Below are 26,399 nucleotides of genomic sequence, written 5' to 3'. Positions count from 1 at the left end.
ATTGCAAGCCGTGTGGACATTCAGTAACCCCCACAGTAATTTTCGCTGCCCCCGACCCGCATTTGCTCGTACTATCGCACCCTGCTCACGTCCTCAACCGACAAATGGCCCGAGATATTCCGCATGAATCGCAACGACCTGCGTCGCGTCGACCTCAATTTGCTCATCGTTTTCGAGACCCTGATGCATGAGCGCAGCGTCACGCGTGCGGCGGAAAAGCTGTTTCTCGGTCAGCCGGCGATCAGCGCTGCACTGTCGCGGCTGCGCGGCCTGTTCGATGATCCACTGTTCGTGCGCACCGGGCGCAGCATGGAGCCCACCGCCCGAGCGACGGAAATCTTCGCCCTGCTCTCCCCGGCACTCGACTCCATCTCGACAGCGGTCAGCCGCGCCTCGGAGTTCGACCCGGCCACCAGCACCTCGGTCTTCCGCATCGGCCTGTCCGATGACGTCGAGTTCGCACTGTTGCCCACCCTGCTCAAGCGCTTGCGCTCCGAAGCGCCGGGCATTGTGCTGGTGGTCAGGCGAGTCAATTACATCCTCATGCCGCCCCTGCTCGCCTCCGGGGAGATTTCCGTCGGCGTCAGCTACACCCAGGACCTGCCCGCCAACGCCAAGCGCAAGGTCTTGCGCAGGAGCAAGCCGCAACTGCTGCGCGCCGACTCGATACCCGGCCCGTTGAGCCTCGACGACTTCTGCGCCCGCCCCCACGCACTGGTCTCCTTCGCCGGCGACCTGAGCGGCTTCATCGACGAACACCTCGAGAAACTCGACCGCAAACGCCACGTCGTCCTCGCCGTGCCCCAGTTCAACGGCCTGGCCACACTGCTCACCGGCACCGACATCATCGCCACCGTGCCCGATTATGCGGCGCAAGTGCTGACCGCAGCGGGAGGCGTGCGCTCCGAAGACCTGCCGATTGAAACCCGAACGTTCGAACTGCACATGGCCTGGCGCGGCGCGCAGGATAATGATCCAGGGGAGCGTTGGTTGAGGTCGCGGATTCAGATGTTTTTTGGGGATCCGGATAGTCTTTAGGTTTCGTTGGGATGCTGTGGTGATGGCGCCATTGCCTTGCACAATGCTTAGGGCATTCCTCTGCTATCACTCGGCACGGGATCGTCTCGCTTGCTGGTAGCAGTCCTTCAACGCCAGGTAGCACAGGCAGCCTCCATAGCATTGGTAAATGAGGTGGAGCATGGCCTGGAACCTCATCGTTTGATTCGTTTCATGGACTCCTTGGGCACCAAGGACACACCGGAAACCCTCCAGGTTTTCCTGACCACCCACTCGCCTGTTGCCCTACGAGAACTGTCAGACGCCAACGGAAGGTGATTGTGCATTCTGCAATGGTACTAATTCTGCAGAAATACTAAAATGCGACTGATTTTTTCATTTTTGTTTTTGAAGAACAGGGAGTTCTATGTCTTTTGATGCGTTTATGAAGGTTGATGGTGTTGAGGGCGAGTCTCTTGACGATGGGCACAAAGGTAAGCGAATGGATTGAGTACCAACAAATAAAATTGAAAAATTAATCTCAAGGGTAGATGTATGACTAACCGCACATACATCACCTGGCGGGAGTGAAAAATGAAACCAACAGACGAAAACAGCACAAACTATTTGATGGTCAGTGCCGCCGCTAAAAAGCTAGGAGAGCAAGCCTGTACATTAGGCATTAAGCATATTAAAAACGGCACACTGCGCTTGCAGTTCAACCGTGAAGTCGCCTATTACGCTAAAAGTATTGTTAATGATGTCTCTGAAGGTAAAAAAAGTCCTGAGCAGGGCCTAAAAGAACTAAAAGATGAACAAAATAGCTTGTTTACTCAGTCATGGGAGGTTGCCAAAAAAGGCGTTGGCGCAGTCGCCGGAGCAATGCAATTCGTAGCGGGTGCGGGCATTTGCTATGGCTCTGTAGTTACGCTGTGCCTCGTTGCCGGTGTACCCATTATGGCTCATGGTGCAAATAACGGTTATGAAAACGGGCGCAACCTTTGGGAGGGGCGCAGTGACACAGAAGGCCCAGTAAGAAAGGGGTACCAAGCAGCAGCGAAAGCAGTTGGTTACGGAGCACAAGAAGGAAATATGGCCTACGGGTCAGCCGACCTTGCGATGTCTGTATATGGTGTCACTAAGTTGGTTCTAAAACCAGACTCTTGGCGCCTATTTAGATACATTAGAACTGATTATGTTCGTGCATATAGAAACACCTCAATACCTGTATTGGTCATAGATAGGGCCGCCGACGCTATCACCGTAGACGGAATGCAAAAACAGTGAACCGACAAAAAGCTGGACGATTTTTTTCAAACGCAAGAGTTTATTTATTTGCGATTGCGTGCGCGGCTTTTCATTCAGTATGGATATTGCTTCTACTTAGTTACTTTTTTGATCTTAGCGTCTTTGCGGCTAGATTTGTAGCAACACTACTTTTTATTATAATTTCTTTTTTTTGCATTAAATTATTCTATGGAAAAATAAAGAGACTTTGATTTATATAGTCTGCAATATACAGTTTTTCTTAATTAATCAGAGACTCAATAATGAGCCGATCAGTATACCGATTACGTACGCCCGCCCACGTCCAATACTAAAGCTCAAACCCCCTCCCGCCGCCGATCCTCCCTCGGGCATTTCGTAAACCGTGCTCGATAGCTGCGGGTGAAATACGACGGCGATTCGAACCCGCAGGCGATGCTCACTTCCAGCACACTCAGACCGCTTTGCCGCAGCAGTTGCCGGGCTTTCTCCAGGCGCAGGCCCAGATAGAAGTTGCTCGGTGTGTCGTTCAGGTGCAGGCGAAACAAGCGTTCCAGCTGGCGCCGGGTGACGTTGATCGCTTCGGCAAGGGCCAGCGTGCTGAGGGGGCGTTCGGTTTGCTGTTCCATCTCTCCGATTACGTGCACCAACTTCTTGTTGGCGATGCCATAGCGCGTAGCGATCTGCATGCGTTGGTGGTCCTTGCGCGTGCGGATGCGGCCCAGTACGAATTGTTCGGACACCTGAATCGCCAACTCGGGGCCGTGCGCCTGGGCGATCAGGTCGAGCATCAGGTCGATGGACGCTGTGCCCCCTGCGCAGGTGATGCGGCGGCGGTCGATCTCAAACAGTTCCTGGGTCACGGTGAGCTGTGGGTAGGACTCCTTGAACGCTTCAATGGCTTCCCAATGCAGGGTCAGGCGATGGCCATCGAGCAAGCCGGTTTCAGCGAGCACGCAGGCGCCAGTGTCGATGGCGCCCAGGGTCACGCCTTCATGATCAAGGCGACGCAGCCATTGCTGCAGTGACGGCGTGGCGAACTGCAGCGGTTCAAAGCCAGCCACTACCAGCAGGGTCGCGCCTTTTTTCAGCGACTCAAGCGCCGCGTCGGCGTTGACCGACATGCCGTTGCTCGCCTGTACCGCGCCGCCATCGGCGCTCACGACGTGCCAGCGGTACAGCTCGCCACCAAAGCGGTTGGCCACCCGCAAGGGCTCCAGCGCGGAGATAAAGCCGATGGCCGAGAACCCCGGCATCAGCAAAAAATAGAAATCCTGGGCCATGGTAACGCTCTCCTCGGACCTGCAGCGTGGCACGTTGATACTCCCGTTCATGGGCGCATTCAAGGGGCAGGTCGCCGCAGTGCAAAAGCGGGTCGCTGCAGTGCGCTTGGCCGCCCTCCAGGCAGGGTAATTTGTTTCCACGGTGCACAAAGACGCCGACACCCCACAATAACGATCTGCCGAGGGCCCCACCATGAACCGACTGATTAGTTGCAGCGTGCTTGCACTCAGCGCCAGCGCTCTCTTGAGCAGCAATGTAATGGCGGCTGATGCCGCTTCATGCCAGAACGTGCGCATGGGTATGGTGAACTGGACCGACGTGATCGCAACCAGCGCCATGACCCAAGTGTTGCTCGACGGCCTGGGTTACAAGACCAAACAGACCAGCGCTTCCCAGCAGATCATTTTCGCCGGCATCCGCGACCAGCGCCTGGATCTCTTTCTGGGCTACTGGAACCCGCTGATGACCCAGACCATCACGCCGTTTGTCGAAGCCCGGAAGGTCAAAGTGCTCGACAAACCGAGCCTGGAAGACGCTCGCGCCACCCTCGCCGTGCCGACTTACCTGGCGGGCAAGGGCCTGAAGTCCTTTGCCGATATCGCCAGGTTCGAGAAGGAACTGGGCGGCAAAATCTACGGCATTGAGCCTGGTTCAGGCGCCAATACCCAGATCAAGGCGATGATCGCCAAAAACCAGTTCGGCCTGGGCAAATTCCAGTTGGTGGAGTCCAGCGAAGCCGGCATGCTCGCCGCCGTGGACCGTGCCGTACGCCGCAAGGAAGCCGTGGTATTTTTCGGCTGGACGCCGCACCCGATGAACGTCAACGTGGCGATGACTTACCTCAACGGCAGCGACGACGCCCTGGGCCCGAACGAGGGCATGGCCACTGTGTGGACGGTCACTTCGCCGACTTATGCCGAACAGTGCCCCAACGTGCACAAATTGCTGACTAACCTGACATTCACCGCCGCCGACGAGAGCCGGATGATGCAGCCGTTACTGGATCACAAGGATGCTCTCGAGTCCGCCAGACAATGGCTCAAAGACCATCCGCAAGACCAGGCGCGCTGGCTTGAAGGCGTCACCACCTTCGACGGCAAACCGGCTGCTGCAAACCTTCAATTGAGCAGCCAATAACCTGATTTTGAACGGCCGTTTCGCGATCCTCCAGAGTCGCGAACGGCGTCCTCACGCCTGTAAGGAGCCACCCATGAACCACGACGTCATCATCACCTGCGCACTCACCGGTGCTGGCGACACGACCGCCCGAAGCCCTCACGTACCGGTCACGCCCAAGCAAATCGCGGCCGCCGCGGTTGAGGCCGCCAAAGCCGGTGCCACCGTGGTGCACTGTCATGTGCGCGACCCACACACCGGTAAGTTCAGCCGCGACGTGGCGCTGTACCGCGAAGTGATGGAGCGCATTCGGGAGGCCGACATCGACATCATCGTCAACCTCACTGCTGGCATGGGTGGCGATCTGGAGATTGGCGACGGTGAGCACCCGATGGAGTTTGGTGCCAATACCGACCTGGTCGGCCCAATGACACGTCTGGCACATGTCGAGGAACTGCTGCCGGAAATCTGCACCCTCGACTGCGGCACCCTGAACTTTGGCGACGGCGACACTATTTACGTGTCCACCCCGTCGCAACTGCGCGCCGGCGCCAGACGTATCCAAGCGCTGGGCGTAAAGGCCGAACTGGAAATTTTCGACACCGGCCACCTGTGGTTCGCCAAACAGATGATCAAGGAAGGTCTGCTCGACAACCCGCTGTTCCAGCTGTGCCTGGGTATTCCATGGGGCGCACCCGCCGACACCACCACCATGAAAGCCATGGTCGATAATCTGCCCGCCGATGCGGTGTGGGCGGGCTTTGGCATTGGCCGCATGCAGATGCCGATGGCTGCGCAAGCGGTGTTGCTGGGCGGCAACGTCCGGGTCGGTCTGGAGGACAACCTGTGGCTGGACAAGGGCGTGCTCGCCACCAACGGTCAATTGGTGGAACGCGCCAGTGAAATTCTCAGCCGCTTGGGCGCACGAGTCATGACCCCGGCAGAAGGCCGCATCAAGATGGGCCTTACCAAGCGTGGCTAAAGCCTCCGAGACATAAAACCCCGTGATTGAATCACCGCACTCTTCAGGAGCGTCGCCATGAGCTTTATCACCGAAATAAAAACCTTCGCCGCTCTTGGCAGCGGCGTCATCGGCAGTGGCTGGGTATCCCGCGCCCTCGCCCATGGCCTGGATGTGGTCGCCTGGGACCCCGCGCCCGGCGCCGAAGCAGCGTTGCGTAAACGTGTCGCCAATGCCTGGGGCGCCCTGGAGCAACAGGGCTTGGTACCCGGCGCATCCCAGAACCGCCTGCGCTTCGTGGCCACCATTGAGGAATGTGTCAAAGACGCCGACTTCATTCAGGAAAGCGCCCCGGAACGCCTGGAACTGAAACTGGATCTGCACAGCAGGATCAGCGCGGCGGCCAGGCCGAATGTGTTAATTGGTTCAAGTACGTCCGGCCTGTTGCCAAGTGACTTCTACGAAAGCTCCGCGCACCCCGAGCGCTGCGTGGTCGGTCACCCGTTCAATCCGGTGTACCTGCTGCCGTTGGTGGAAGTGGTGGGCGGCAAAAATACTGCTCCGGAGGCCATTCAGGCGGCGATCAAGGTCTATGAATCCCTCGGTATGCGCCCGCTGCATGTGCGCAAGGAAGTCCCCGGCTTTATCGCTGACCGCTTGCTCGAAGCGCTATGGCGCGAGGCGCTGCATCTGGTCAATGACGGCGTGGCGACCACCGGCGAAATCGATGATGCGATTCGCTTCGGCGCCGGGCTGCGCTGGTCGTTCATGGGCACATTTCTCACCTACACATTGGCGGGCGGCGATGCGGGCATGCGCCACTTCATGACTCAGTTCGGCCCGGCGTTGCAGTTGCCATGGACCTACCTGCCGGCACCGGAACTGACCGGCAAACTGATCGACGATGTGGTCGACGGCACCACTGATCAGCTGGGTAAACACAGTATTTCGGCGTTGGAGCGCTACCGTGACGATTGCTTGCTCGCCGTGATGGAGGCGGTGAAGACTACCAAGGCCAGGCATGGCATGAGCTTTGCGGAATGACCCTCGGGAAACCGGCTTGCCTTTGCTGGGAGCTGTGAATTTTCCATCGCCCTGCAGAGCACGCCAGCTCCCTCATTCGATCAGTACCGACCCGGAATCCCCCGACATGCCTGCACTGACCACCTACACCACCCGAGTCCGACCCGACTGGGTCGACTACAACGGCCACCTTCGTGACGCGTTCTACCTGCTGATCTTCAGCTACGCCACCGATGGGCTGATGGACGCCCTGGGGCTGGATAGCGATAACCGCGAAGCCAGCGGCCACTCGCTGTTCACTCTGGAACTGCACCTCAATTACCTGCACGAAGTGAAACTCGGCGCCGAGGTTGAGGTGCATACCCAACTGATCGCCCACGACGCCAAGCGCGTGCATCTCTATCACAGCCTGCATTTGGCAGGTGATGACATGGAGCTGGCTGGCAATGAGCAAATGCTGTTGCACGTCGACCTGAGCGGCCCGCATGCAACGATGTTTACCGAGGCAACAAAGGAAAGACTTGACGCTATAAGCGCCGGGCAGTCCGATCTGCCGAGGCCCAAACTCCTTGGCCGGGTGATCGGGTTGCACGCTGGAAAATAATCGAAAAAGCCCTCCTACTGCCAAAGCCTTGACCCACATCGGACTGCACTGGGTGGCACTGGAAGGTGACTTGTCGAACTGCGAGCATCATTCGCGTAACCCGTTAAACATTGGTGCCTCGCATATCAATTCGCACAAAAACAGCTTGCATTCCGATCCAACATGCAACTATAAAATGTACATGACTAGACAGGTTCGATTCGACAAAAAAACCCAGGTGATCAATGAGCTGATCCGCCGTATCGAAAGCGGCCAGATGAGCTCCGGTGCCCTGCTTCCCGGGGAAAATCTCCTGGCCCAGGAATTCAACGTCAGCCGCGGCACGCTGCGCGAAGCGTTGTCCGAGCTCAAGCGGCGTAACTTCATTGCCACGCAGACCGGCGTGGGTTCGATCGTCACCTACGACGGCTTCAGTCTGGACCAGCGTGCCGGCTGGGCCCAAGCCCTGGCCGACACGGGTGCTGGCGTGCGTACGGAAATCCTGCGTCTGGTAGCGGTGGAACGGCCCGACATGGAGGTGCGCCTCGGCACTTCCAGCCTGGTGGCGCTGGACCGACGACGTATCGCCGCCGATGGCAGTATCGTTTCCCTGGAGCGAGCACTGATCCCGGCGGTCGATGGCCTGGAAAACCTGCCGCAAAACGGTCTGCTGGAAGGGTCGCTGACGATGACCATGGCTGCGCACGGCTTCATTGGCGACAAGGGCGATCAGTGGATCGGCGCAGGGCCTCTGAACCGTGATGACGCCGTGCTGCTGGCACGCGAGCCCGGCACGGTGTTTCTCAAGGCCGTGCGCACTACCTTTGACCGCCGTGAACGTTTTATGGAGCACGTGGAGAGCCTGTTGGACCCCGTGCATTTTCGCCTTCATCTCGCCTTCGGATCGTCCACATGAGCGCAACCTTTCTGCAAGACCGAGGCCTGGGCGCCTTTTATGGCCTGGCCTTGGGCGACGCCTTGGGCATGCCGACGCAGTCGCTGCCGCGCGCGTTGATCCTGCAACGCTATGGCCGTATCAGTACGCTGATCGGCGCCGATGCCGACCAGCCGATCGCACCGAACATGCCGGCCGGCGCTATCACCGATGACACCGAGCAGGCCATCCTGGTGGCACAGTTGCTGGTGGCCGGCGGCGGCAGCATCGACCCGACAGCCCTGGCCCACAGTTTGATCGAGTGGGAAGCCGCGATGAAAGCCAAGGGCTCCTACGACCTGCTGGGGCCATCGACCAAACGCGCGATTGAAATGATCCTTGACGGCCATAGCCCTGAAGAAGCCGGCCGCTTCGGCACCACCAATGGCGCGGCAATGCGTATCACCCCGGTAGGCATCGCGGGCGACGTGAGCAACCGCGAGGCCTTCATGGCGCTGGTGGTGCAGGCCTGCCAGGTAACCCATAACACCACGCTGGGCATCTCCAGCGCGGCGGCGGTCGCGGCCGTGGTGTCCGCCGGGATCAATGGCGCGCCCTTGGCCGAAGCTCTGGAGACAGGCGCCGAGGTGGCCCTGAGTGCCGAACGCCATGGCCATTGGGTTGCGGGTGGGCGTATCGCCGCGCGCATTCAATGGGCCAAGGCACTGTGCGCCGACTGCACAGACGACCAACTGGCCGACCGAGTGCACGATGTGATTGGCACCTCGGTCGCCTCACAGGAATCAGTGGTCGCTGCGTTCACCCTCGCCCACCGCGTGGCGAGCAGCCAGCTCAGTCCGTTCGATGCGGTGTGCATGGCAGCCAGCCTGGGCGGCGACACCGACACGATTGCCGCCATTCTCGGTGCCATGCTGGGTGCCTGCAACGGCATGCACGCCTGGCCGGCGGCGTTGATAGAGCAAATTGATGCGGTCAACGCGCTCCACCTCGCGCCTTTGGTCGAACAACTGCTGGCCCTGCGCACCGGTTGATGGACCGGGCTGTGCTCGCCCACTGTGAACAATATCACCCTCGCCCTCAGCCTTCCGAGCGGCGATCAGGCTGACCCGATTTCGGAAAAGCCGTTTTGCACTGGATTGCACCTGCTGACGTACTGCCACAACCACAATAAAGGCAATAGGAGCAACGCAAATGATTACATCGTCCCCCTCTCAAAGTGCGGGTCAGCTGGAAACCCGCGGCATCGAGCCCGTTCCTGAAAACGAGTGCAACGGCCACCCGCTGCAACTGTTCTGGGTCTGGTTCGCCGCCAATATCAGCATCCTGGGCTTGCCGCTCGGTGCTACCCTGGTAGCGTTCCAGGGGCTGGCCATCTGGCAGGCAATTATCGTCGCCATCCTCGGTGCCGCCGGCTCGTTCGCCGTGGTGGGCGTCATATCCATTGCCGGGCGCCGCGGGCGGGCCCCGAGCCTGACGCTGTCCCGGGCCATCTTCGGGGTACGAGGCAATATCGGGCCCACGCTGGTTTCGCTGATGTCGCGCCTGGGCTGGGAAACGGTCAACACCACCACCGCTGCGTTTGTCCTGCTGTCACTGTTCGCGATCCTTTTCGGCACTCCCGTGGAAGCGAAAAACTCGCCTGGCCTGACCCTGGTGTTCATCGCCTTGTTCGTGCTGCTGACCCTGACCGTCTCGGGCCTGGGCCATGCCACCTTGCTGGTCATCCAGAAATGGGCGACTTACCTGTTTGGCGCTCTGAACCTGGTGGTCGGGGGCTTTCTGCTCACCCACATCGACTGGAGCTTGGTCTTCGACGCGCCGGCAGCGCCACTGAGTGCCATGATCATCGGCGTCGGCACCATGGCCGCAGGCACTGGTATCGGTTGGGCCAACGCGGGCGCCGACATGTCGCGCTATCAGCACGCCAGCGTTAAGGCCACTCGACTGGTGGCCTCGGCAGCGTTTGGCGCGGGGATCCCCCTGGTCCTGCTGATCACTCTTGGCGGACTGTTGTCGGTGGGCAACGATCATCTGGCGTCAGCCACTGACCCGATCATCGCCATTCGCGAGATGTTGCCCACCTGGATGGCCGTGCCCTATCTGATCACTGCGTTCGGCGGCCTGCTGCTGTCCAACAACCTGTCGGTCTACTCGGCCGGCCTGACAACTTTGACCCTAGGGCTGAAGGTCAAGCGAGTACACGCAGTCATCGTCGATATCATCGCGATCTTTGCCGGTTCGATCTATTTCATGCTGATCGCCGACAGCTTCTACGGCCCCTTCATTACGTTCATCTCGATGTTGGCGGTGCCCATTACCGCGTGGGTCGGCATCTTCGTCGTCGACCTGCTGCACCGCCACATCTACTCCCCAAAAGACCTGCTGGACCAGACCCCAAACAGCGCCTACTGGTACCGCGGCGGCGTCGAATGGCGCGCGCTGGGCTCGTGGGCATTGGCTATCGTGCTCGGCTTCAGCTTCACCACCGTGGCCACCACCCCGGAGCATGTGCTGTTCAAAGGCTTTCTCGCCGATTCCTGGCTGGGTCATAACGGCCTGGGCTGGATCGTGACCTTCATTGTCGCCGGTGGCCTGTATGCGCTGCTCGGCGGGGCACGTGATCGCCGTATCGCTCCCAAAGAGGCTGCCCATGCCCGCTAAATTGTTCTACACCGGCCAGGTCGTGATTGACCTGGTCATGGCCATCGACCGCCTGCCGCCATCGGGCGGAGATGTGCTGGCCAGCAGCGCCACGTTCGAGGCCGGAGGCGGCTTCAATGTGATGGCCGCTGCCTGCCGCAATGGCTTGCCTACGGTCTATCTGGGTCGCCATGGCCAGGGCCGCTTCGGCGACCTTGCTCGCCAGGCCATGCGCGACGAAGGTGTGGAGATTTCTACGATGCCTGTTCCCGGAGAGGATACCGGCCTGGCCGTTGCCCTGGTGGAAGCCTCGGCCGAGCGCTCGTTCATCTCCTATGTGGGCGCTGAAGGTAGTTTGTCTGCCGATGACCTGCAGGGCGTGCTGGTCAGCGCCGAAGACTACGTATTTGTCAGCGGCTACAGCCTGGCCCACAAAAACAAGGTCACAGCCCTGCTCGCCTGGCTGGGCGGATTACCCAGCGGCACTGCCGTGGTATTCGACCCGGGGCCATTGGTGGATGCGCTTCATGGCGTCGAGATGCGCGCCGTACTTCCGCTGATCAGCTTATGGTCCAGCAACTGCGAAGAAGCCCTGCACTTCACGCAAACCCGGACGCCCGCCGACGCTCTCCACAGGCTCGCGTCCATTCTGCGCGAAGATGCGCTCATAGTGATTCGTGACGGCCCAGCCGGTTGCTGGATCCACCATGCCGGACAGACGCGACACATACCCGGCTTTGCCGTCACGGCAATCGACACCAATGGTGCCGGCGACGCTCATGCCGGTGTGCTGCTGGCCGAGTTGGCCAGAGGCAGCAGTGTCGACCGCGCGGCGCTGCGCGCCAATGCGGCAGCAGCGATTGCGGTCACACGCCGTGGGCCGGCGACTGCGCCTGGCCGTGAGGAGGTAGATGCGCTGGTGGGGGCCGATTTTTAGGCTGGCTTGAGCCGCGCTGCACCGTGATGGAGATAATGACAGGCAAGTTTGCGGATGCTCAAAGTCTTCCACACGGCCCTGAGCACTGGCAGCGTCGTTTATGAGAATCGCCCGTGACCGCCGTCGGCCTGACTGTGGTGTAACCGGGCTACGTTCTGATCAATGCGGCTCTGGATCATGCGCAGGGTGTCTCGAGTAATAACCTGCGGGCACAGGTTCTCGGCGATGGCTGTAAACCGGCTCGCGACGTCACACATGCCTTCAATCACTCCAGTTGCAGCGTCCGGGGACATCTCGGCCTCCTCGGCAAGCCGAAGCATTTGCGCACGGGAAATCTCCAGCGCCTCTCCCATCACGTCCATCTGATGGTATCCGCCTGCCCCCTCGCAGAAGGTTACGTCGTAAGCCGGCGACAGTTTCCACTGACCGTCCTGCGACATGATGTAGGCGAAGTTCTTGGGATGATCGTCTCGGTTGTTGAACGCAACGTTGAAAACGGCACGCTCGAACGCGCGTGCCATCTCTCGCACATCGTTGGTACACATTTGTGTTGCCCGCAAAAAGTTGACGTAGTCCAACACACCCGGAAACTGGTAATTTGCCCCCGTAAAGGCGGCCAGGCTTTGCATGGGTATCCGTAGACCATCGCGACGGTCAAATCGCTTACTGGCAAACGCTGCCAGGCCATCAGGCAGATTGAAGTACCGGGTGTCAGGGGTCTCGATACCGCACATGCGCAGGCACTCGGCGTAGACCATTTCGATGGCGCACACTTCTGCGTGTTCTTCTTTGGCCGGAAACTTGATCAACCATGCTTCAAATCCCGGCGTAGCCGCAGTGGTAAACCCGCCAGTTTCAGGATCGCGATAGACGAGAGCCTTGGGCCTTGCACCTTGAGGCGAGCCACCCACCAGCAGCAATGCCTGCAGGAACTCGCCACCGTTTCCACGCAGTACTTGCTTCACATCGGCGGCGAGCTGTTCCAGCGGGATGTGGACGTCAGATTCCTGCCCTTCGGGCGCCACGGGCTCAAACGTCATGGCGCCCATTGCACTGCTACCGATATAGGCCAGCCGCTCCAGAGCACCGATGCGCGCGGTGGTTAGCCCGCGGCGCCTGAAAAGACGGTCCATCAACAACATGCCCCATCCATCCGGCAACGAGTCGTAAACAGGCCCTGGCAAGTACAGCTGATGGTCCGGGAAGTCTCGGCGCAACCTGCCCCCATCCAGGGGCAGCGTATAGGAGGACAGTTCCAGGCCCCTTTGTCTGGCTTCATTGCTGTATTCGAACACGATCAGCGGGCGACCGGTCAAAGCGGTCGTCGAGGCCAGCGTGCCCCACTGCCATCGCTCACCCCAGCCCTCGTAGAAGACGTCAACCTGCTCAAGCATCGCCGGACTTCCTCTTTGTACGGAGACGATTGGCGCTGTTTTCGTAGCGTCGAATGTCTTCGATGCTGTCCAGCTTTGGCAGAAACAGGCCTTCGAGTTCCTTGGTTCGGCCAAGAGCCATAGCTACCCGCACGACGTTCTCGAATCCGACATTGCGTCCGGCTTCGAGGTTGGAGACCGTATTTGTGCCGATGCCGGCGCGCCCGGCGAGGTCGGCTTGTGTCATATTCAGCGCCAGACGCTCTGTGCGCAGGCGGTCACAAAGGCGCTTAACGATCTCACCGGGCTTGCTGAAGCTTAAATCCAACATAATGTGTATAAAGCTCGATTCAGCTATTTAATTCACAAAATTATAGAATTAACCTCCTATATCAGCAAGCAGCTTAATGTCCATATTCCGGTTCTTGATCGGATCACCCAGCCAAAACATGTTCCCGGTCCAGCCGGCTGCCCCGTGCAAAACCATGAGCACCTGCGCGCAGTGCGATCAACAGGCTCAGCAGCAAAAGCATCAACAAGACCCAAGGAAAGGAACCTGCTCCCCAGTGGCCAAGCAACACGCCACCCAGTAACCCTCCGCCTGCGATGGCGCTGTTCCAGACCACGACGTTCATCGAAAGCGCCACATCTGCGCCCTCGCCTGCCGCATCGGCGAGCGCGGTTTGCAGCAGTGTGGCGGCGCCACCGAAGGTCAGGCCCCAGATGAAAGCGCCGATATAAATGGCCGTTGCAGAGCCGGAGAACACGCCGAAGAACACTGACACCGCTGCGAAGGTTGCCAGGCTGGCAAGCACTGTCTTGCGCAGATGGCGATCAACCAACCGTCCCGTAACCCAGATGCCCGCCAGTGCGGCGACCCCGAATGCCAACAATACCAGGTCCACATCATTCGCCAGCCCCGCCGCGGAAACGAAGGGAGCGACGTAGGTGTAAAGCAGGTTATGAGCCAGCATCCAGGTGAAAACCACGCCCAGCACCGAGCGTACGCCGGGCGTGAAAAAGACCTGACGTAACGCCATGCGCTGTGCGGAGGACTTGCCGGAATAGTCCGGCACTTTGACCAGCACCCAGATGATCAACAGCACGGTCATCCCGGACATCAGGCCAAACGCCATGCGCCAGCCCATGAAGCCGCCAAGCCAGGTTCCCAGAGGCACGCCCAGCGACAAGGCAACGGGCGTACCGACCATCGCCACGGCCAATGCGCGGCCTTGCAGTTGCGGGACCACCATGCGCCGTGCATAACCGGCGATGAGGCTCCAGGCCAGACCCGCCGAGACGCCTGCGAAAAACCTTGCGATCAGGGTCAGTCCATAATTGGACGACAATGCAGTGACGCTGTTGAACACCAGAAAGCCGATAATCGTCACCAGCAATACCGTTCTGCGCCGCCAGCTTTGCGTGGCGATCGTCAGCGGAATGGCGGCCAGCAATGAACCCAACGCATAAACAGTCACCATCTGCCCTGCAAACGATGCGGACACCTCCAACCCGTCGGCGATCTGCGGCAACAAACCTGCCGGCAAGGTCTCGGTGACAATGCAGATGAACCCCGTCATTGCCAGCGCCAGCAACGCCCCCAGCGGGAGTGTTTCGCCCTGCTTTTCATCTGTAGTCATTTAAAAACCCTCACTAATATACTGATCGGTACAAATATAGGCAGATGAAGTGAGGTGGTCAATGACTTATGTATCGATTAGTATTTAATTAATTCCGAAGGAGACTCGATATGGCACAGCTGGGGCGTCCGCGTACATTTGACCGTGATGTAGCGATCACTCAGGCGCTGCATCTGTTTTGGGAGCACGGCTACGACGCAACCTCCCTCAGCCAGCTCAAGGCAACCATCGGTGGCGGTATCACGGCGCCGAGCTTCTACGCAGCGTTTGGTTCGAAGCAGGCCCTGTTCAATGAAGTGATGGAGCATTACCTCGACACCTACGGGCGAGTCACCGACAGCCTGTTCGATACGAACCTGCCACCCCGAGACGCAATTGAACTCACCCTTCGCCGCTCTGCGAAAATGCAATGCGAGCCAGGGCATCCCACGGGGTGCCTGGTGGCGTTAGGGCTGATGAGCGCCTGCTCGGACGAGAGCAAGGCCATTTCCGAACCTCTTGCGCGCGCCAGGGATCTGAACCGCGCAGGTATCGTGGCCTGTATCCAGCGCGCCGTTGCGGCAGGCGAGCTGCCCGCGACGGTAATACCGGAAACGCTCGCGGCCGTGTTTGACAGTTTTCTTCTGGGTTTGTCTACACTGGCGCGCGACGGTGTCCCACATGCCACACTGGACGCCGCAGTGACCCAGGTGATGAGGCTGTGGTACAGCCTGGGCAGCATTGCCGACAAACATTGCCCCTGAAGCTCAATCTGGAAGAGGTTCGGGAGGCGTCGAGGACGCCAGACTCTTTGCACTGATTTTTTTGGAGAACACCATGCTTCGCGCGTTTGAAAAATGGCTTGACCCCTTCCCGCCTGACGAAGTGCCGCCGCCACCTGACGGCCTGGCACGGTTTCTCTGGGCCTGTACGCGAGGGGCACGCGTTTACATTCTTGCGTTTGCTCTGCTGTGTGCCGGTGTGTCGATTTACGAAGCCTGGCTGTTTTCCTTCCTCGGGCAGGTCGTGGATCTGCTGTCCACCTGGAAGGCTGGCGGCGATACGGCCGCGCAGGAAAGTAGCGTGCTGTGGGGCATCGGCCTGGTATTGCTGAGCAGCATCGTGCTAGTGGCATTGCGCACGATGGTGCAGCACCAGGTATTGGCGATCAACCTGCCCCTGCGGCTGCGTTGGGACTTCCATCGATTGATGTTGCGGCAAAGCCTGTCCTTCTTCTCCGATGAGTTCTCCGGCCGCGTCACCACCAAGGTGATGCAGACAGCGCTGTCAGTGCGCGAGGTACTGTTCACCATTGTCGAAATCGTCCTCGGTATCGGCGTCTACTTCATCGCGATCATCGCCCTGGCCGGCGGCTTCGACCTGAAACTGATGCTGCCATTCCTTGGCTGGCTGATGCTGTTCGGTCTGGCCATGCTGTACTTCGTGCCACGCTTGGGCAAGGTCGGCCAGGAGCAGGCCAACGCACGCTCATCGATGACCGGACGTGTCTCGGACGCGTACACCAACATCACCACGGTAAAGCTGTTCTCCCACTCCAAGCGTGAAGCGCATTTCGCGCGGGCCGCGATGGAGGACTTCAAGCTCACCGGCCTGGCTCAGATGCGTCTGGTCAGCCAGTTCGAGATCGTCAATCAGGCACTGGTGGTCGCACTGATCATGGGTGCTGGCGGTTACGCCCTGTGGCTGTGGCACCAGGGCCAGGTCGGCACCGGTGCGGTCGCGGCGATCACCGCCATGGCGTTGCGCATCAACGGTATGTCGCACTGGATCATGTGGCAGATGACCTCGTTATTCGAGAACATCGGCACCGTTCAGGACGGCATGGAAACCTTGACCCGCGGTCCCAAGGTTGAGGATGCACCAGACGCGAAGGCTCTGGTCACCCGCGGCGGCGCGGTCACCTTCGATAACGTGAGCTTCAATTACAACGGCGAACGCCAGGTGCTCGATGCCCTGAGCCTGAGCATTCGTCCAGGTGAAAAAATCGGCCTGGTGGGTCGCTCCGGCGCCGGCAAATCCACGCTCATCAACCTGCTGCTGCGCTTTTATGACGTGGACAAGGGCTCGATCAGTATTGATGGGCAAGACATTGCGCACGTTACTCAGGACAGCCTGCGCAGCGCCATCGGCATGGTCACGCAGGACACCTCGTTGCTGCACCGCTCCATTCGCGACAATATCGCCTACGGACGCCCCGACGCGACTGATGAGCAAATCCGCAGCGCCGCAGCCAGTGCGCAAGCCGATGGGTTCATCAGCCAACTGAGTGACAAGCAAGGCCACAGTGGCTACGACACGCTGGTGGGTGAGCGCGGTATCAAGCTGTCGGGCGGCCAGCGTCAACGCGTCGCCATCGCCCGGGTGATGCTCAAGAACGCCCCGATCCTGCTGCTCGACGAAGCCACCAGTGCGCTGGACTCGGAAGTCGAAGTGGCGATTCAGGAGAGCCTTGATGAAATGATGCAGGGCAAGACGGTGATTGCCATCGCCCACCGCCTGTCCACGATTGCCGCCATGGACCGGCTGATTGTCATGGATGACGGCCGCATCATCGAACAAGGCACCCACGCCGAACTGCTGGGCAAAAACGGAACCTATGCGCGGCTGTGGCAGCACCAGAGCGGCGGGTTTCTCGGGGAGGATCAGGGTGTGGCCGAGGACATGGGATAGGCAGCAACAACAAAATAAACAAATGTGCTTTCAGTAAAAATACAATTATTCTTTGCCCATGATCAAAGAACTGAAAACGTTTATCGCCGTGGCAAGAGAAGGCACTTTCGCTGCGGCGGGCAGCAAGATCGGGCTGACCCAGGCCGCTGTCAGTGCGCAGATGCAGCGCCTTGAAGCTGAACTGGGCGTCGAATTGTTCGACCGAAAAGGACGTTCAGCCCAGCTCAACCGCATGGGGCAGCAAGTGTTGCTACAAGGTCAGGATCTGGTGCGCCAGTTCAGCAGCCTGGGCACTACTACGGTCGGGTTGCCCGCCAGCGTGCTGGTGACCATCGGCGCAATAGCCTCTGTGCAACGCTCCTTTCTGCCGGAAGCGCTCGCTCGGTTTCATCAGCAATTCCCCGCGTGCAGGACGCGTGTCATCCCCGGCCTGTCCATGGACCTGGTCAATCAGGTGGACGCTGGCGAAATTGACATGGCAGCGATCATCCGCCCGCCCTTCTCACTGCAAAGCGACCTGCGCTGGACGACACTGGTCCGTGAACCCTATCGCCTTATCGTGCCTGCCGACATGCCGGGGGATGACTGGGCCGAGCTGGTTTCGGCTCATCCATTCATTCGTTACGATCGATCGTCGTTTGGTGGCCGTCAGGTCGACCGGTTCCTGCGCCAGACCCATGTCTCGCTGCGCGAAGTCTGCGAGCTCGATGAACTGGATGCGATCATCAAACTGGTCGCCAACGGCGTCGGCGTAGCCTTGGTTCCGGAAACGGCAACCCTGCAGACATGGCACGCCGGTGTGCGCTCTATCGACTTGAAAGCGCATACGTTCCATCGCGATATCGGCCTGGTACATCGTGCTCGCCGCAGCCTGACCGAACCGGTGAGCACGCTGGTGCAACTGATTAATGACCACGTGCTGACTGGTTAGCGTTGCGCCCACTCAAGCAAGCCTGGCGCGACGTGGTGCGCGCCAGGCCTTTTACTATTTTGCGAACAGCTGACTCATGTCCTTGAAGGCCTTGAACTCAAGCGCATTACCGCAGGGATCGAAAAGAAACATGGTGGCCTGTTCACCCACCTGCCCCTTGAAACGAATATAGGGTTCGATGACGAACTCGGTGCCGAAGGATTTCAAGCGTTCGGCCAAGGCCTCCCACTGGGCCCATTCCAGAATGATCCCGAAATGCGGAACCGGCACGTCGTGACCGTCTACAGGGTTGCTGTGCACGCTCTCTTGAGAGGCGGTTTTCGGGTGTTCATGAATCACTAACTGGTGCCCGTAGAAATCGAAGTCGACCCACTGATCGCTGGAGCGCCCTTCGGAAAGACCGAACACTTCACCGTAGAAGGCACGTGTCGCGGCCAGGTCATAAACCGGGATTGCAAGGTGGAAAGGAGAAAGACTCATTAGGACTCCGATTGCAGCTCTTGGTGGCGGGTGAAGCCGGACGACGCGCTCGCTGCCCGGCGACTTCTTCAAGGTCCACTCATGCTAAAGCCGGCCGACGCCAATAAAAATCAATATATATTTTCAAGATACACAAATTATTTTTGTGATAGCTGCCAGTCTCAAACACCCGGCCATCTCACGAGTGCAGACCGATCCAGCCGTTGATCCCTACATACATCCCGACACAGATAATCAGGACGCTGGACAGATAAGGGGCGCGTCGAGCGGCGGCACTGAGCCAGGGAAAACGATTCGAGGCTTTTCGCGCACCGATGGCGGCGGCAGCGCCAACAGTGACCAGCGTAATGGCGAGACCCAGACTGAAACAGATCACCATCATCGCGCCCAGGGTCACCTGCTGCACCTGCAGACACAGCAGCAGCACGGTGATAGCCGCCGGGCAAGGGATAAGGCCACCGGTCAAGCCGAACATCAGGATCTGGCCATTGCTGACCTCGCGATGGGTGAAGCGCTTGCGAATGTCGTCGGCATGGGCCTTTTCATGGGCGTCCTGATAGCCTTCGGCGCTCAGATTCAAGCCTTCCAGATCGCTGTGGTCATGGCTGTGACCGTGCTCATGCTCACGGGAGTCCACGTCGTGCTCATGGCCATGGCCTGCATGCCCGTGACTCAGCCGGGCACTTTCGAACTTATACAGCTGCTCGCTACGCCAGGTGCGCCACAGCATCCACAATGCAATGGCGATGATCACGGCAGACGACGCGAGCTGAAAGTAAGGCTCCGTGGTTTCAGCGTCCAGCCCCTGCCCCAGATACATCCCGCCGATGGCCACCAGCCAGACAACGGCGGTGTGCGAAACGGTAGCTGCGACGCCAAGCATCACAGCCTGTTTCACCGAGCCACGAATGGCCACAATGAACGCCGCCATCATGGTTTTCGAATGCCCGGGTTCCAGCCCGTGCAACGCGCCCAGCAAAATGGCACTGGGGAAATACAGCCAGGCATGCGAACCACCTTGCTGCAACAACTCAACGAAGTTGGGCATGCGAGACCTAAAGGTATTTGGTGATTTGCTTGAAGGCTTCCAGCGGTGCCCGCTCGCCCCTGGCGAGTGAACCGAGTGTGTCTTCGAGGCAGTGATCGATATGATCCTGAATCAACGTGCGCTTGGCCTGGCATACCGCTTTCTCGACCGCGTGCAACTGCTGGGCGATGTCTACACACTCGCGCCCTTCTTCGATCATGGTGATGATGCCGCGCAAATGACCGTCGGCCCGTTTCAGGCGCTTGATGACAGCTTCGTGGGACTGGTGCGTATGGCCGTGGGGATGGTCGTGTTCACTCATGGATCGAGCTCCAGTCTGGATGATTCAGACCGGCACTCTATCCCCCCAGGGGGGATACAGTCAAAGCCCATGCGATATACATTTACTGAGGCTCTTTTTTGCGCAGGCAGATTCCCCGAAAACTTACTAGACGACTGGTCGGTTTACGTTTAGGATGCTTGGCATTATGAAGAAACCAGCCCAGGACATGCGACAGCACATCATTGATGTGGCCCGCTCGCTCATGACGAACAAAGGCTATACCGCCGTAGGCCTCGCCGAGGTATTAAGCACGGCTGGGGTACCCAAAGGCTCGTTCTATTACTATTTCAAATCGAAGGAAGAATTCGGTCAGGCGCTGCTGGAAGAGTATTTTTCCGAGTACCTGGGCCGAGTCGACGCCCTCATGGCACGTCCGGGAAGTGGTGCCGAGCGGTTAATGGCCTACTTCAACTATTGGATAGAAACACAGGGCACCGACCTTCCCGAAGGCAAGTGTCTGGTCGTCAAGCTGGGGGCGGAAGTCTGCGATCTGTCTGAAGACATGCGTGGTGTGCTCGAGGTCGGCACAGCAAACATCATTAAACGCCTGACTGCCTGTGTAGACATGGGCGTCGCCGATGACAGTATTCATCCCGAGGGCGATCATGAAGGATTCGCAGAGTCCCTGTATCAGCTATGGCTTGGCGCTTCCCTTCTGGCGAAGGTGAACAGGTCCACCGAACCTTTCGAGAAAGCACTGACCACGACCAAGCGCCTGCTGCGGTAGCAGGCATTTTTTTTAGTCTTTCAAGTAGACGACTGGTCTACTATGTGGAGTATTTGATGAACGACACCCATAACACTACCGACCTGTTTTCACCCGTCACCATGGGCTCTATGGAGCTGGCGAACCGTATCGTGATGGCACCGGTAACACGCAGCCGCTATGGCGAGGATGGTGTTCCTAATGAACTGCACGCAACCTACTACGCGCAACGCGCTACGGCAGGGCTGATCGTCGCCGAGGCGACAAACATTTCCGCTCAGGGTCGAGGCTATGCCGCAACCCCGGGGATCTGGAGTGATCAACAAGTCGCAGGCTGGCGGGCAGTGACCGACGCTGTGCATGCAGCAGGAGGCAAGATTGTCAGCCAGCTATGGCATGTGGGGCGATTCTCCAGTGTCGACCTGCAACCCAATGGCGAGGCACCGGTAGCCCCGTCCGCCATCAAGGCCGAGGGCAATACCTACACCGTCGACGGTTTTGTACCAGTCTCCATGCCGCGCGCACTGGAAACCGGCGAAATCCCCGACATCATCGAGCAATACAAACACGCCGCAGAGAACGCCAAAAGGGCCGGTTTTGATGGCGTTGAAGTCCATTCGGCCAACAGCTACCTGCTGGACCAGTTTCTGCGCGACTCGACCAATCAGCGCACCGACCAGTATGGCGGCTCGATAGAAAACCGCGCCCGCCTGACGCTGGAAGTCACCCAGGCCATCGTGGATATCTGGGGCAGTGACCGCGTGGGTATTCGTTTGTCTCCGGTAACGCCCGATGCCGGTAATACCCCGCCCGACAGCAACGTCATGGGCCTTCATGGCTACCTGATCCAGCAACTGAACACATTCAATCTGGCCTATCTGCACTTTGTCGAAGGCGCCACTGCCACCTCCCGTGAAGTGCCGGAAGGTGTCGACATGGATGCACTGAGCGCCCGGTTCAACGGTCCGTTCATTGGCAATAACAACTATGACCTGGAGATGGCGATCGAGCGCCGGGCGCAGGGCAAGATCGATGCGGTGGCTTTCGGTCGCTTGTTCATATCCAACCCCGATCTCGTCGCCCGTCTGCGCCATGGTGCCGAGCTGACCATTGCACCGCGTGAGTCGTACTACGGCGGCGGTGCGAAAGGCTATATCGACTGGCCAATGGGTAACTACTAAGCCAGAGCCGGCCTCCTCCCGTCATCAACTCCCGGATGCCGGAAATACCGCGATAAAGGAAAAACACGACATGAATTATCTCGACAAGAAAACCGTAATCGTCACCGGTGCAGCAACAGCCAAAGCGCTTAACGAGATGGCCATTGAACCTGAAGATATCAGCCGCGCAGTGGTCAGTTCCTAATCCAGGAGTAAACCCATGAGCAATAACATCAAAGCCGTCCCGACCAACGACTACAACGCAGTTATCGCAACGGCCAGCAAGTACGTAGAAGGCTTGCGTACAGGCAGCGTTGCCACTATCGAGGAAGCATTCCACAAAGATGCAGTGATGTATGGTTTCACCAATGGTCAACTGCTGGGTGGACCGATCAGCAACCTGTACACCTTCGTCGAAACCAATGGTACCGCTCCAGACATAACAACGCGTCTGGACGTCCTTGCCATTACGCCCACCACGGCAGTGGTCCGGGTCGATATGGAAAAGGATGCCATTGGTGCGGACTACAACGACTACCTGACGCTGATCAAAATCGACGACAGCTGGAAAGTGATTGCCAAGGTCTACCATCAATTTGAAGGCTAACACCGCTGAATGCGCCGATAGTGCTGAGCGTCGGCGCACGACCCACCAGAGGAAGATTTCATGTCAAAAGTTTTTGTCATCGGCGCAGCCGGAAAGGTCGGCCAGCGCCTTCTGAAAAACCTTGGCGGCGGCGGTCATGAAGTGATCGCACTGCACCGAAAAGAAGAACAGTCGGCGGCAATCAAAGCGACTGGCGCCATACCATTGCTCGGCAACCTCACCGAGCTGGACGCTTCTCGTTTGTCCGCTGCGATGACAGGCAGCGATGTCGTGGTTTTCACCGCCGGGGCTGGCGGCGCAGGCATTGAGCTGACCAACGCCATTGATGGCAAGGGCCTGGAAACCGCTGTTGAGGCCGCCGTGCTTGCCGGGGTCAGTCGCTTCCTGCTGGTGTCGGCATTTCCTGAAGCTGCACGCGGTACAGACACCTCCGCTGGATTCGAGAATTACATGCGGGTGAAAAAACAAGCCGATGTGTATCTGGCCTCTTCCGCACTGGACTGGGTGATTCTAAGGCCAGGCACCCTGGTCGACAGCGCGGGTACCGGTGAGGTCAGCGCAGGTCCGGCTGTCGCGTATGGCGAAATACCGCGCGATGACGTAGCCGCTTTCCTGGCTGCACTGGTCGACCGAATCGAGATATCCCGGCAGATCATCGAACTGACCCAGGGCGCAACGCCTGTCGAGGTGGCGTTACGCACGCTCAGCCGGCGCTGATGCTTGTCAGCAACGCCTACACCAACTCACTGTCCTTGATATTGGCAATCGGCCCGAGAATGGCTGGATCGAAGTCGCGGAGTGCCGCGCCCTGACGCAACAACTCTGGCAGGTCCGGATTGGCCAGCGCCCCCTTGCCCACCGCGATGATGTCGGCACCGTCGCGAAGCACCTGTTCGGCTTTTTGCGGATCGTGCAGGCCGCCATTGGCGATCAGCGTGACATCCGGCGCGTAGCGACGGGCCAGTTCGACCAGGCTGGCTTCACCCTGAGCAAATGCCGGCTGCCATGCTTCGTGTTCGGTCACATGGATGTAATCGACGCCGGCATCGGCCAGCGCAGCGAAAATGACTTCGGCATCGCGTTCGCCCCCTGCCCATTTGTGCTGAAAGTCGTTGACCTTGCCTTGTGAAAGACGCACGCCCACCGGTGCCTGCCCGGCGACTTTTTTCACTGCGGCGATGACCTCGAGCGTCAGTCGCAGACGCTGTCCGACCTCACCGCCCCATTGATCGGTGCGTTGATTGCTGTAATCGGTCAAAAACTGATCCAGCAGGTAGCCGTTCGCACCATGTATCTCGACACCGTCAAAGCCTGCAGTGCCGATAGCCAGTTGCGCCACGTGGGCGAACCCGTCAATGGCCTCGGCAATATCCTTGTCACTCATCGCCCGCGGAATCCGGTAGCTGCCCGCGCCGTAATAGAACGCCATCTGTTCGCCCTTGGGACGAATGGACGAAGGACCCATCGACTCGCTGACGAAGCGATTAGCCTGACTGAGCGCACCGGCGTGCATGAGCTGCGCAATCATGACACTGCCATGCCGGTGCACAGCATCGGTCGTGGCACGCCAGGCCTGAGCTTGCTCGTCATCGGTGAGCCCGGGCTGGAAGCGGTAGCCTTGGGAAGAACTGCGATCGGTGTAGTTGCCCTCGGTGATGATCAGGCCAAAACCGCCCTTGGCGAACCGCTCGTAGTAGCGCGCCATGGTCTGCGTTGCACTGCCCTGCTCGTCCGCGCTCACACGTGTCATGGGCGCCACCGCAAACCTGTTCTTCAGTTTCAGATGACCTCTATCGAACGGAGCTGTAACGTGTTTGTTTGTCTCGCTCATACTTCAAATCCTCACTGTGCAGACCGGCTGCGAATTGCCCGCAGTCATTGACAGAACCTGCAGCAACGTTAAGGGCTGGCGCAGCCCATTGGAACCCGGCCGTGCAGATAAGGCGCTTTAACGAAAATGGATAGAATCCGTGCAAATATCTGATATAGAGGTGTTCGCCGCCATTGCCTCCAGCAGGAGCCTGTCGGAAGCGGCGCGTCGACTCGGGTTGTCGCCGATGGCAATCTCCAGACGTCTGGCTGCGCTGGAAAACGACCTGGGCGTCAGGCTGGTTCACCGCACCACCCGCTCGGTATCACTGACGCCGGAAGGCGAAGTGTTTCTGCCGCATGCCAAAACCATGCTCCACGCCAGCGAAACCGCCCGTGCAACGCTGAAAGCCGATGCGGGTACGGCCAGTGGCGTATTGCGGGTCACTGCCCCCAGCGTGTTTGGTCAGACCGTCATCATGCCGCTGCTGCCTGCGTTGATGCAGGAGAACCCGGCACTGAGTATCGACCTGACGCTGTCGGACAGCATCGTGGACATCGCCGGGCTGGGCATCGATGTCGCCATTCGGATCGCCACGATACGTGACTCCGCGCTGGTGGCCAGATCGCTGGCGCCCAACCCCCGGGTCGTGTGTGCAAGCCCCGACTACCTGGCACGGCACGGCCAGCCATCAATCCTTGACGAACTTCGTCAACACCCGTGCATAACCTTGCATGCGATGCCTTACTGGCCGTTCATCAGAGAAGGCGAGCCGGTGGCCATTCGCGCTCAGGGGGCGTTCTCGGCCAATAGCGTTGAAGCGGTGCGCACGGCGTGCAAACAGGGCCTGGGGCTGGCCATGCTGACCTATTGGGATGTTCAGCAGGAAATCCGTGAAGGCAGCCTTCTGCAGATACACTTCGAGGACGTCATCCCCGAGCAGTTGTCTGTCACGGCGGTATTGCCAACCCGACAGCGCGTCCCTCACCGGGTACGCTTGTTCGTCGATCGCCTCGAAGCAGAGCTTGAGAGCAAGGCAGTTGCAGGCGGTGCCACGCTGTAGACAAACGAACCGGCCTCTCGCCGGTTCGCGCTCCATCCGCGGCAATCAGATCATAGCCATCAAGGCTTCCAGCTTCCGCCTTCGACGATGACCGCATTGGGGTCTGTGCCCTCGGCCAGCTCTGGACGTACATACTGATCATAGAGCTTGAGCAGGTATTTCTCTTCGCCCAGTCTGGCCAGTTCGGTGTTCACCCAGTCGCGCAGTTCGATATTGCCTTTTTTGACGGCAGGAGCGATTGGTGCTTCGTCACCGAGTTTCTGCTCCAGCACGCGATAGCCGGGGTTTTTCTTCGCCCAGCTGAACAGCACCAGATTGTCCTGCGCATAAGCGTCGCCACGACCATTGGCCAGCGCTTGCAGCGACTCGGAGTTTTTCTCGAACTTCAGCACTTTCCAGTCAGGATGATTTTTCGTCAGCCAGAGATCAGCCGTGGTGCCGGTGGTGACGATGGTGGTCTTGCTCGCCAGATCGTCCAGCGTCTTGACCGGACTGGCTTGCGGCACCAGCGCCTGAACTGCAACACGCAGATTCGGGTTGGTGAAATCCACTGCCTCTCGACGTTCCGGCGTAACCGTCATGTTGGCCAGAATCAAATCTACCTTGTCGCTCTGCAGAAACGGTATGCGGCTGGCAGGTTCGACCACTACGAACTCGATCTTCTTCTCGTCGCCCAACAGGTCCTTGGCGAAACGCTTGCCCAGGTCAGTGTCGAAACCGACGTACTGGCCCTGCTCGTTGACGAAGCCAAAAGGCGGTTTATCGCTGAACACGCCGACAATCAGCTTGTCGCGAGCCTTGATGGTTTCCAGGTAACTGCTGGACGGTGAAGGGGCAGCCTTGGCCACGGGCTTCTGCTCGGCAGGCTTGTCGCAACCCGCCATCAGG

Annotated in this window: 27 protein-coding genes and 2 pseudogenes; 20 read left to right on the top strand and 9 right to left on the bottom strand. The window is 59.0% G+C overall.

Annotated features, from left to right (window positions below):
* Positions 1-123: 123 nt before the first annotated feature.
* The 4 genes and pseudogenes from JOE29_RS10505 (at position 124) to JOE29_RS10495 (ending at position 2,283) form a co-directional block, all read left to right on the top strand.
* The gene (locus tag JOE29_RS10505) at positions 124-1,038 is read left to right on the top strand and encodes a LysR substrate-binding domain-containing protein (RefSeq protein ID WP_003347707.1); all 915 of its coding nucleotides are present in this window, start codon (positions 124-126) and stop codon (positions 1,036-1,038) included.
* An 18-nt stretch (positions 1,039-1,056) separates the two neighbouring features.
* Positions 1,057-1,317 (top strand): annotated as a pseudogene (locus JOE29_RS10500) (AAA family ATPase); the annotation flags it as partial.
* Positions 1,318-1,423: 106 nt separating this feature from the next.
* Positions 1,424-1,492 (top strand): annotated as a pseudogene (locus JOE29_RS25420) (Hcp1 family type VI secretion system effector); the annotation flags it as partial.
* 134 nt (positions 1,493-1,626) lie between these two features.
* Complete coding sequence (locus JOE29_RS10495; RefSeq protein ID WP_137982898.1) at positions 1,627-2,283, top strand: DUF4225 domain-containing protein; 657 nt, start codon at positions 1,627-1,629, stop codon at positions 2,281-2,283.
* A 317-nt stretch (positions 2,284-2,600) separates the two neighbouring features.
* On the opposite strand, the gene JOE29_RS10490 is transcribed toward JOE29_RS10495, so the two are convergent.
* Complete coding sequence (locus JOE29_RS10490) at positions 2,601-3,545, bottom strand: GlxA family transcriptional regulator (protein WP_170963772.1); 945 nt, start codon at positions 3,543-3,545, stop codon at positions 2,601-2,603.
* 193 nt (positions 3,546-3,738) lie between these two features.
* Between JOE29_RS10490 and JOE29_RS10485 the strand changes: the two genes are divergently transcribed.
* From JOE29_RS10485 to JOE29_RS10450, 8 genes are all read left to right on the top strand, one after another.
* Positions 3,739-4,683 carry a choline ABC transporter substrate-binding protein gene (locus JOE29_RS10485; protein WP_137982893.1) on the top strand — a complete coding sequence of 315 codons (945 nt, stop codon included), beginning with the start codon at positions 3,739-3,741 and terminating at the stop codon, positions 4,681-4,683.
* 73 nt (positions 4,684-4,756) lie between these two features.
* Complete coding sequence (locus JOE29_RS10480) at positions 4,757-5,644, top strand: 3-keto-5-aminohexanoate cleavage protein (RefSeq protein WP_024665847.1); 888 nt, start codon at positions 4,757-4,759, stop codon at positions 5,642-5,644.
* Positions 5,645-5,701: 57 nt separating this feature from the next.
* Positions 5,702-6,667, top strand: coding sequence for an L-carnitine dehydrogenase (locus JOE29_RS10475; protein ID WP_099314560.1), 966 nt, complete (start codon positions 5,702-5,704; stop codon positions 6,665-6,667).
* A gap of 106 nt (positions 6,668-6,773) precedes the next feature.
* Positions 6,774-7,250: a thioesterase family protein gene (locus JOE29_RS10470; protein ID WP_057406910.1), complete on the top strand. Its 477-nt coding sequence runs from the start codon at positions 6,774-6,776 to the stop codon at positions 7,248-7,250.
* Between the two features lie 175 nt (positions 7,251-7,425).
* Positions 7,426-8,145 (top strand): GntR family transcriptional regulator, encoded by a 720-nt coding sequence (locus JOE29_RS10465; RefSeq protein ID WP_137982900.1) that lies wholly within the window; start codon positions 7,426-7,428, stop codon positions 8,143-8,145.
* Entirely contained in the window at positions 8,142-9,155 is a 1,014-nt protein-coding gene (locus tag JOE29_RS10460; protein ID WP_024683109.1) for an ADP-ribosylglycohydrolase family protein, read from the top strand. The genes JOE29_RS10465 and JOE29_RS10460 overlap by 4 nt, the downstream gene beginning before the upstream one ends.
* A gap of 160 nt (positions 9,156-9,315) precedes the next feature.
* A complete protein-coding gene (locus tag JOE29_RS10455; RefSeq protein WP_103364677.1) occupies positions 9,316-10,785 on the top strand; it encodes a cytosine permease in 1,470 nt (489 codons plus the stop codon).
* On the top strand, positions 10,775-11,701 hold the full coding sequence (locus JOE29_RS10450; RefSeq protein WP_137982896.1) for a PfkB family carbohydrate kinase: 927 nt from the start codon (positions 10,775-10,777) through the stop codon (positions 11,699-11,701). The genes JOE29_RS10455 and JOE29_RS10450 overlap by 11 nt, the downstream gene beginning before the upstream one ends.
* A 98-nt stretch (positions 11,702-11,799) precedes the next feature.
* Here JOE29_RS10450 and JOE29_RS10445 read toward each other — a convergent pair whose 3' ends face one another.
* The 3 genes from JOE29_RS10445 to JOE29_RS10435 all read right to left on the bottom strand — a co-directional run bounded on the left by JOE29_RS10445 (position 11,800) and on the right by JOE29_RS10435 (position 14,714).
* A complete protein-coding gene (locus JOE29_RS10445; RefSeq protein WP_137982897.1) occupies positions 11,800-13,095 on the bottom strand; it encodes a type II toxin-antitoxin system HipA family toxin in 1,296 nt (431 codons plus the stop codon).
* Complete coding sequence (locus JOE29_RS10440; protein WP_003347681.1) at positions 13,088-13,405, bottom strand: helix-turn-helix transcriptional regulator; 318 nt, start codon at positions 13,403-13,405, stop codon at positions 13,088-13,090. Before JOE29_RS10440 ends, JOE29_RS10445 begins: the two co-directional genes overlap by 8 nt.
* Before the next feature lie 103 nt (positions 13,406-13,508).
* The gene (locus tag JOE29_RS10435) at positions 13,509-14,714 is read right to left on the bottom strand and encodes an MFS transporter (RefSeq protein ID WP_024665854.1); all 1,206 of its coding nucleotides are present in this window, start codon (positions 14,712-14,714) and stop codon (positions 13,509-13,511) included.
* Between the two features lie 110 nt (positions 14,715-14,824).
* Between JOE29_RS10435 and JOE29_RS10430 the strand changes: the two genes are divergently transcribed.
* From JOE29_RS10430 to JOE29_RS10420, 3 genes are all read left to right on the top strand, one after another.
* Complete coding sequence (locus JOE29_RS10430; RefSeq protein ID WP_044313025.1) at positions 14,825-15,457, top strand: TetR/AcrR family transcriptional regulator; 633 nt, start codon at positions 14,825-14,827, stop codon at positions 15,455-15,457.
* A gap of 73 nt (positions 15,458-15,530) precedes the next feature.
* The gene (locus tag JOE29_RS10425; protein ID WP_137983094.1) at positions 15,531-17,384 is read left to right on the top strand and encodes an ABC transporter ATP-binding protein; all 1,854 of its coding nucleotides are present in this window, start codon (positions 15,531-15,533) and stop codon (positions 17,382-17,384) included.
* Positions 17,385-17,442: 58 nt separating this feature from the next.
* Positions 17,443-18,315 carry a LysR family transcriptional regulator gene (locus JOE29_RS10420; protein WP_003347671.1) on the top strand — a complete coding sequence of 291 codons (873 nt, stop codon included), beginning with the start codon at positions 17,443-17,445 and terminating at the stop codon, positions 18,313-18,315.
* Positions 18,316-18,369: 54 nt separating this feature from the next.
* Here the strand turns inward: JOE29_RS10420 and JOE29_RS10415 are convergent, their stop codons facing one another.
* The 3 genes from JOE29_RS10415 to JOE29_RS10405 all read right to left on the bottom strand — a co-directional run bounded on the left by JOE29_RS10415 (position 18,370) and on the right by JOE29_RS10405 (position 20,144).
* A complete protein-coding gene (locus JOE29_RS10415; RefSeq protein ID WP_003364399.1) occupies positions 18,370-18,795 on the bottom strand; it encodes a VOC family protein in 426 nt (141 codons plus the stop codon).
* Positions 18,796-18,973: 178 nt separating this feature from the next.
* Entirely contained in the window at positions 18,974-19,843 is an 870-nt protein-coding gene (locus JOE29_RS10410) for a nickel/cobalt efflux protein RcnA (protein WP_210079466.1), read from the bottom strand.
* 7 nt (positions 19,844-19,850) lie between these two features.
* Positions 19,851-20,144 carry a metal-sensing transcriptional repressor gene (locus tag JOE29_RS10405; RefSeq protein ID WP_003318923.1) on the bottom strand — a complete coding sequence of 98 codons (294 nt, stop codon included), beginning with the start codon at positions 20,142-20,144 and terminating at the stop codon, positions 19,851-19,853.
* Positions 20,145-20,310: 166 nt separating this feature from the next.
* On the opposite strand from JOE29_RS10405, the gene JOE29_RS10400 reads away from it, so the two are divergent.
* The 4 genes from JOE29_RS10400 to JOE29_RS10385 all read left to right on the top strand — a co-directional run bounded on the left by JOE29_RS10400 (position 20,311) and on the right by JOE29_RS10385 (position 23,355).
* Complete coding sequence (locus JOE29_RS10400; RefSeq protein ID WP_074955435.1) at positions 20,311-20,892, top strand: TetR/AcrR family transcriptional regulator; 582 nt, start codon at positions 20,311-20,313, stop codon at positions 20,890-20,892.
* A gap of 56 nt (positions 20,893-20,948) precedes the next feature.
* Positions 20,949-22,052 (top strand): alkene reductase, encoded by a 1,104-nt coding sequence (locus tag JOE29_RS10395; protein ID WP_074955432.1) that lies wholly within the window; start codon positions 20,949-20,951, stop codon positions 22,050-22,052.
* A 199-nt stretch (positions 22,053-22,251) separates the two neighbouring features.
* The gene (locus JOE29_RS10390; protein WP_004404979.1) at positions 22,252-22,638 is read left to right on the top strand and encodes a nuclear transport factor 2 family protein; all 387 of its coding nucleotides are present in this window, start codon (positions 22,252-22,254) and stop codon (positions 22,636-22,638) included.
* 60 nt (positions 22,639-22,698) lie between these two features.
* A complete protein-coding gene (locus tag JOE29_RS10385; RefSeq protein WP_046265585.1) occupies positions 22,699-23,355 on the top strand; it encodes an NAD(P)H-binding protein in 657 nt (218 codons plus the stop codon).
* 16 nt (positions 23,356-23,371) lie between these two features.
* Here JOE29_RS10385 and JOE29_RS10380 read toward each other — a convergent pair whose 3' ends face one another.
* Positions 23,372-24,469 (bottom strand): NADH:flavin oxidoreductase, encoded by a 1,098-nt coding sequence (locus JOE29_RS10380; protein ID WP_210079465.1) that lies wholly within the window; start codon positions 24,467-24,469, stop codon positions 23,372-23,374.
* A 139-nt stretch (positions 24,470-24,608) separates the two neighbouring features.
* Between JOE29_RS10380 and JOE29_RS10375 the strand changes: the two genes are divergently transcribed.
* Entirely contained in the window at positions 24,609-25,511 is a 903-nt protein-coding gene (locus JOE29_RS10375) for a LysR family transcriptional regulator (RefSeq protein ID WP_003422861.1), read from the top strand.
* 59 nt (positions 25,512-25,570) lie between these two features.
* Here the strand turns inward: JOE29_RS10375 and JOE29_RS10370 are convergent, their stop codons facing one another.
* Entirely contained in the window at positions 25,571-26,395 is an 825-nt protein-coding gene (locus JOE29_RS10370) for a transporter substrate-binding domain-containing protein (protein WP_044313164.1), read from the bottom strand.
* Between the last annotated feature and the right edge of the window lie 4 nt (positions 26,396-26,399).

It is taken from the genome of Pseudomonas sp. PvP009 (genome assembly GCF_017832995.1).
In the GTDB taxonomy this organism is placed as follows: Bacteria; Pseudomonadota; Gammaproteobacteria; order Pseudomonadales; family Pseudomonadaceae; genus Aquipseudomonas; species Aquipseudomonas syringae.
Note: the sequence above shows the minus strand (reverse complement) of the source record. Positions and strands in the feature narration are given on the sequence as shown.

What these genes read in the sequence shown, in the direction of transcription:
- JOE29_RS10505 (WP_003347707.1), top strand. Translation starts at nt 124, where the DNA reads ATGAATCGCAACGACCTGCGTCGCGTCGACCTCAATTTGCTCATCGTT.
- JOE29_RS10495 (WP_137982898.1), top strand. Translation starts at nt 1,627, where the DNA reads ATGGTCAGTGCCGCCGCTAAAAAGCTAGGAGAGCAAGCCTGTACATTA.
- JOE29_RS10490 (WP_170963772.1), bottom strand. Translation starts at nt 3,545, where the DNA reads ATGGCCCAGGATTTCTATTTTTTGCTGATGCCGGGGTTCTCGGCCATC.
- JOE29_RS10485 (WP_137982893.1), top strand. Translation starts at nt 3,739, where the DNA reads ATGAACCGACTGATTAGTTGCAGCGTGCTTGCACTCAGCGCCAGCGCT.
- JOE29_RS10480 (WP_024665847.1), top strand. Translation starts at nt 4,757, where the DNA reads ATGAACCACGACGTCATCATCACCTGCGCACTCACCGGTGCTGGCGAC.
- JOE29_RS10475 (WP_099314560.1), top strand. Translation starts at nt 5,702, where the DNA reads ATGAGCTTTATCACCGAAATAAAAACCTTCGCCGCTCTTGGCAGCGGC.
- JOE29_RS10470 (WP_057406910.1), top strand. Translation starts at nt 6,774, where the DNA reads ATGCCTGCACTGACCACCTACACCACCCGAGTCCGACCCGACTGGGTC.
- JOE29_RS10465 (WP_137982900.1), top strand. Translation starts at nt 7,426, where the DNA reads ATGTACATGACTAGACAGGTTCGATTCGACAAAAAAACCCAGGTGATC.
- JOE29_RS10460 (WP_024683109.1), top strand. Translation starts at nt 8,142, where the DNA reads ATGAGCGCAACCTTTCTGCAAGACCGAGGCCTGGGCGCCTTTTATGGC.
- JOE29_RS10455 (WP_103364677.1), top strand. Translation starts at nt 9,316, where the DNA reads ATGATTACATCGTCCCCCTCTCAAAGTGCGGGTCAGCTGGAAACCCGC.
- JOE29_RS10450 (WP_137982896.1), top strand. Translation starts at nt 10,775, where the DNA reads ATGCCCGCTAAATTGTTCTACACCGGCCAGGTCGTGATTGACCTGGTC.
- JOE29_RS10445 (WP_137982897.1), bottom strand. Translation starts at nt 13,095, where the DNA reads ATGCTTGAGCAGGTTGACGTCTTCTACGAGGGCTGGGGTGAGCGATGG.
- JOE29_RS10440 (WP_003347681.1), bottom strand. Translation starts at nt 13,405, where the DNA reads ATGTTGGATTTAAGCTTCAGCAAGCCCGGTGAGATCGTTAAGCGCCTT.
- JOE29_RS10435 (WP_024665854.1), bottom strand. Translation starts at nt 14,714, where the DNA reads ATGACTACAGATGAAAAGCAGGGCGAAACACTCCCGCTGGGGGCGTTG.
- JOE29_RS10430 (WP_044313025.1), top strand. Translation starts at nt 14,825, where the DNA reads ATGGCACAGCTGGGGCGTCCGCGTACATTTGACCGTGATGTAGCGATC.
- JOE29_RS10425 (WP_137983094.1), top strand. Translation starts at nt 15,531, where the DNA reads ATGCTTCGCGCGTTTGAAAAATGGCTTGACCCCTTCCCGCCTGACGAA.
- JOE29_RS10420 (WP_003347671.1), top strand. Translation starts at nt 17,443, where the DNA reads ATGATCAAAGAACTGAAAACGTTTATCGCCGTGGCAAGAGAAGGCACT.
- JOE29_RS10415 (WP_003364399.1), bottom strand. Translation starts at nt 18,795, where the DNA reads ATGAGTCTTTCTCCTTTCCACCTTGCAATCCCGGTTTATGACCTGGCC.
- JOE29_RS10410 (WP_210079466.1), bottom strand. Translation starts at nt 19,843, where the DNA reads ATGCCCAACTTCGTTGAGTTGTTGCAGCAAGGTGGTTCGCATGCCTGG.
- JOE29_RS10405 (WP_003318923.1), bottom strand. Translation starts at nt 20,144, where the DNA reads ATGAGTGAACACGACCATCCCCACGGCCATACGCACCAGTCCCACGAA.
- JOE29_RS10400 (WP_074955435.1), top strand. Translation starts at nt 20,311, where the DNA reads ATGAAGAAACCAGCCCAGGACATGCGACAGCACATCATTGATGTGGCC.
- JOE29_RS10395 (WP_074955432.1), top strand. Translation starts at nt 20,949, where the DNA reads ATGAACGACACCCATAACACTACCGACCTGTTTTCACCCGTCACCATG.
- JOE29_RS10390 (WP_004404979.1), top strand. Translation starts at nt 22,252, where the DNA reads ATGAGCAATAACATCAAAGCCGTCCCGACCAACGACTACAACGCAGTT.
- JOE29_RS10385 (WP_046265585.1), top strand. Translation starts at nt 22,699, where the DNA reads ATGTCAAAAGTTTTTGTCATCGGCGCAGCCGGAAAGGTCGGCCAGCGC.
- JOE29_RS10380 (WP_210079465.1), bottom strand. Translation starts at nt 24,469, where the DNA reads ATGAGCGAGACAAACAAACACGTTACAGCTCCGTTCGATAGAGGTCAT.
- JOE29_RS10370 (WP_044313164.1), bottom strand. Translation starts at nt 26,395, where the DNA reads ATGGCGGGTTGCGACAAGCCTGCCGAGCAGAAGCCCGTGGCCAAGGCT.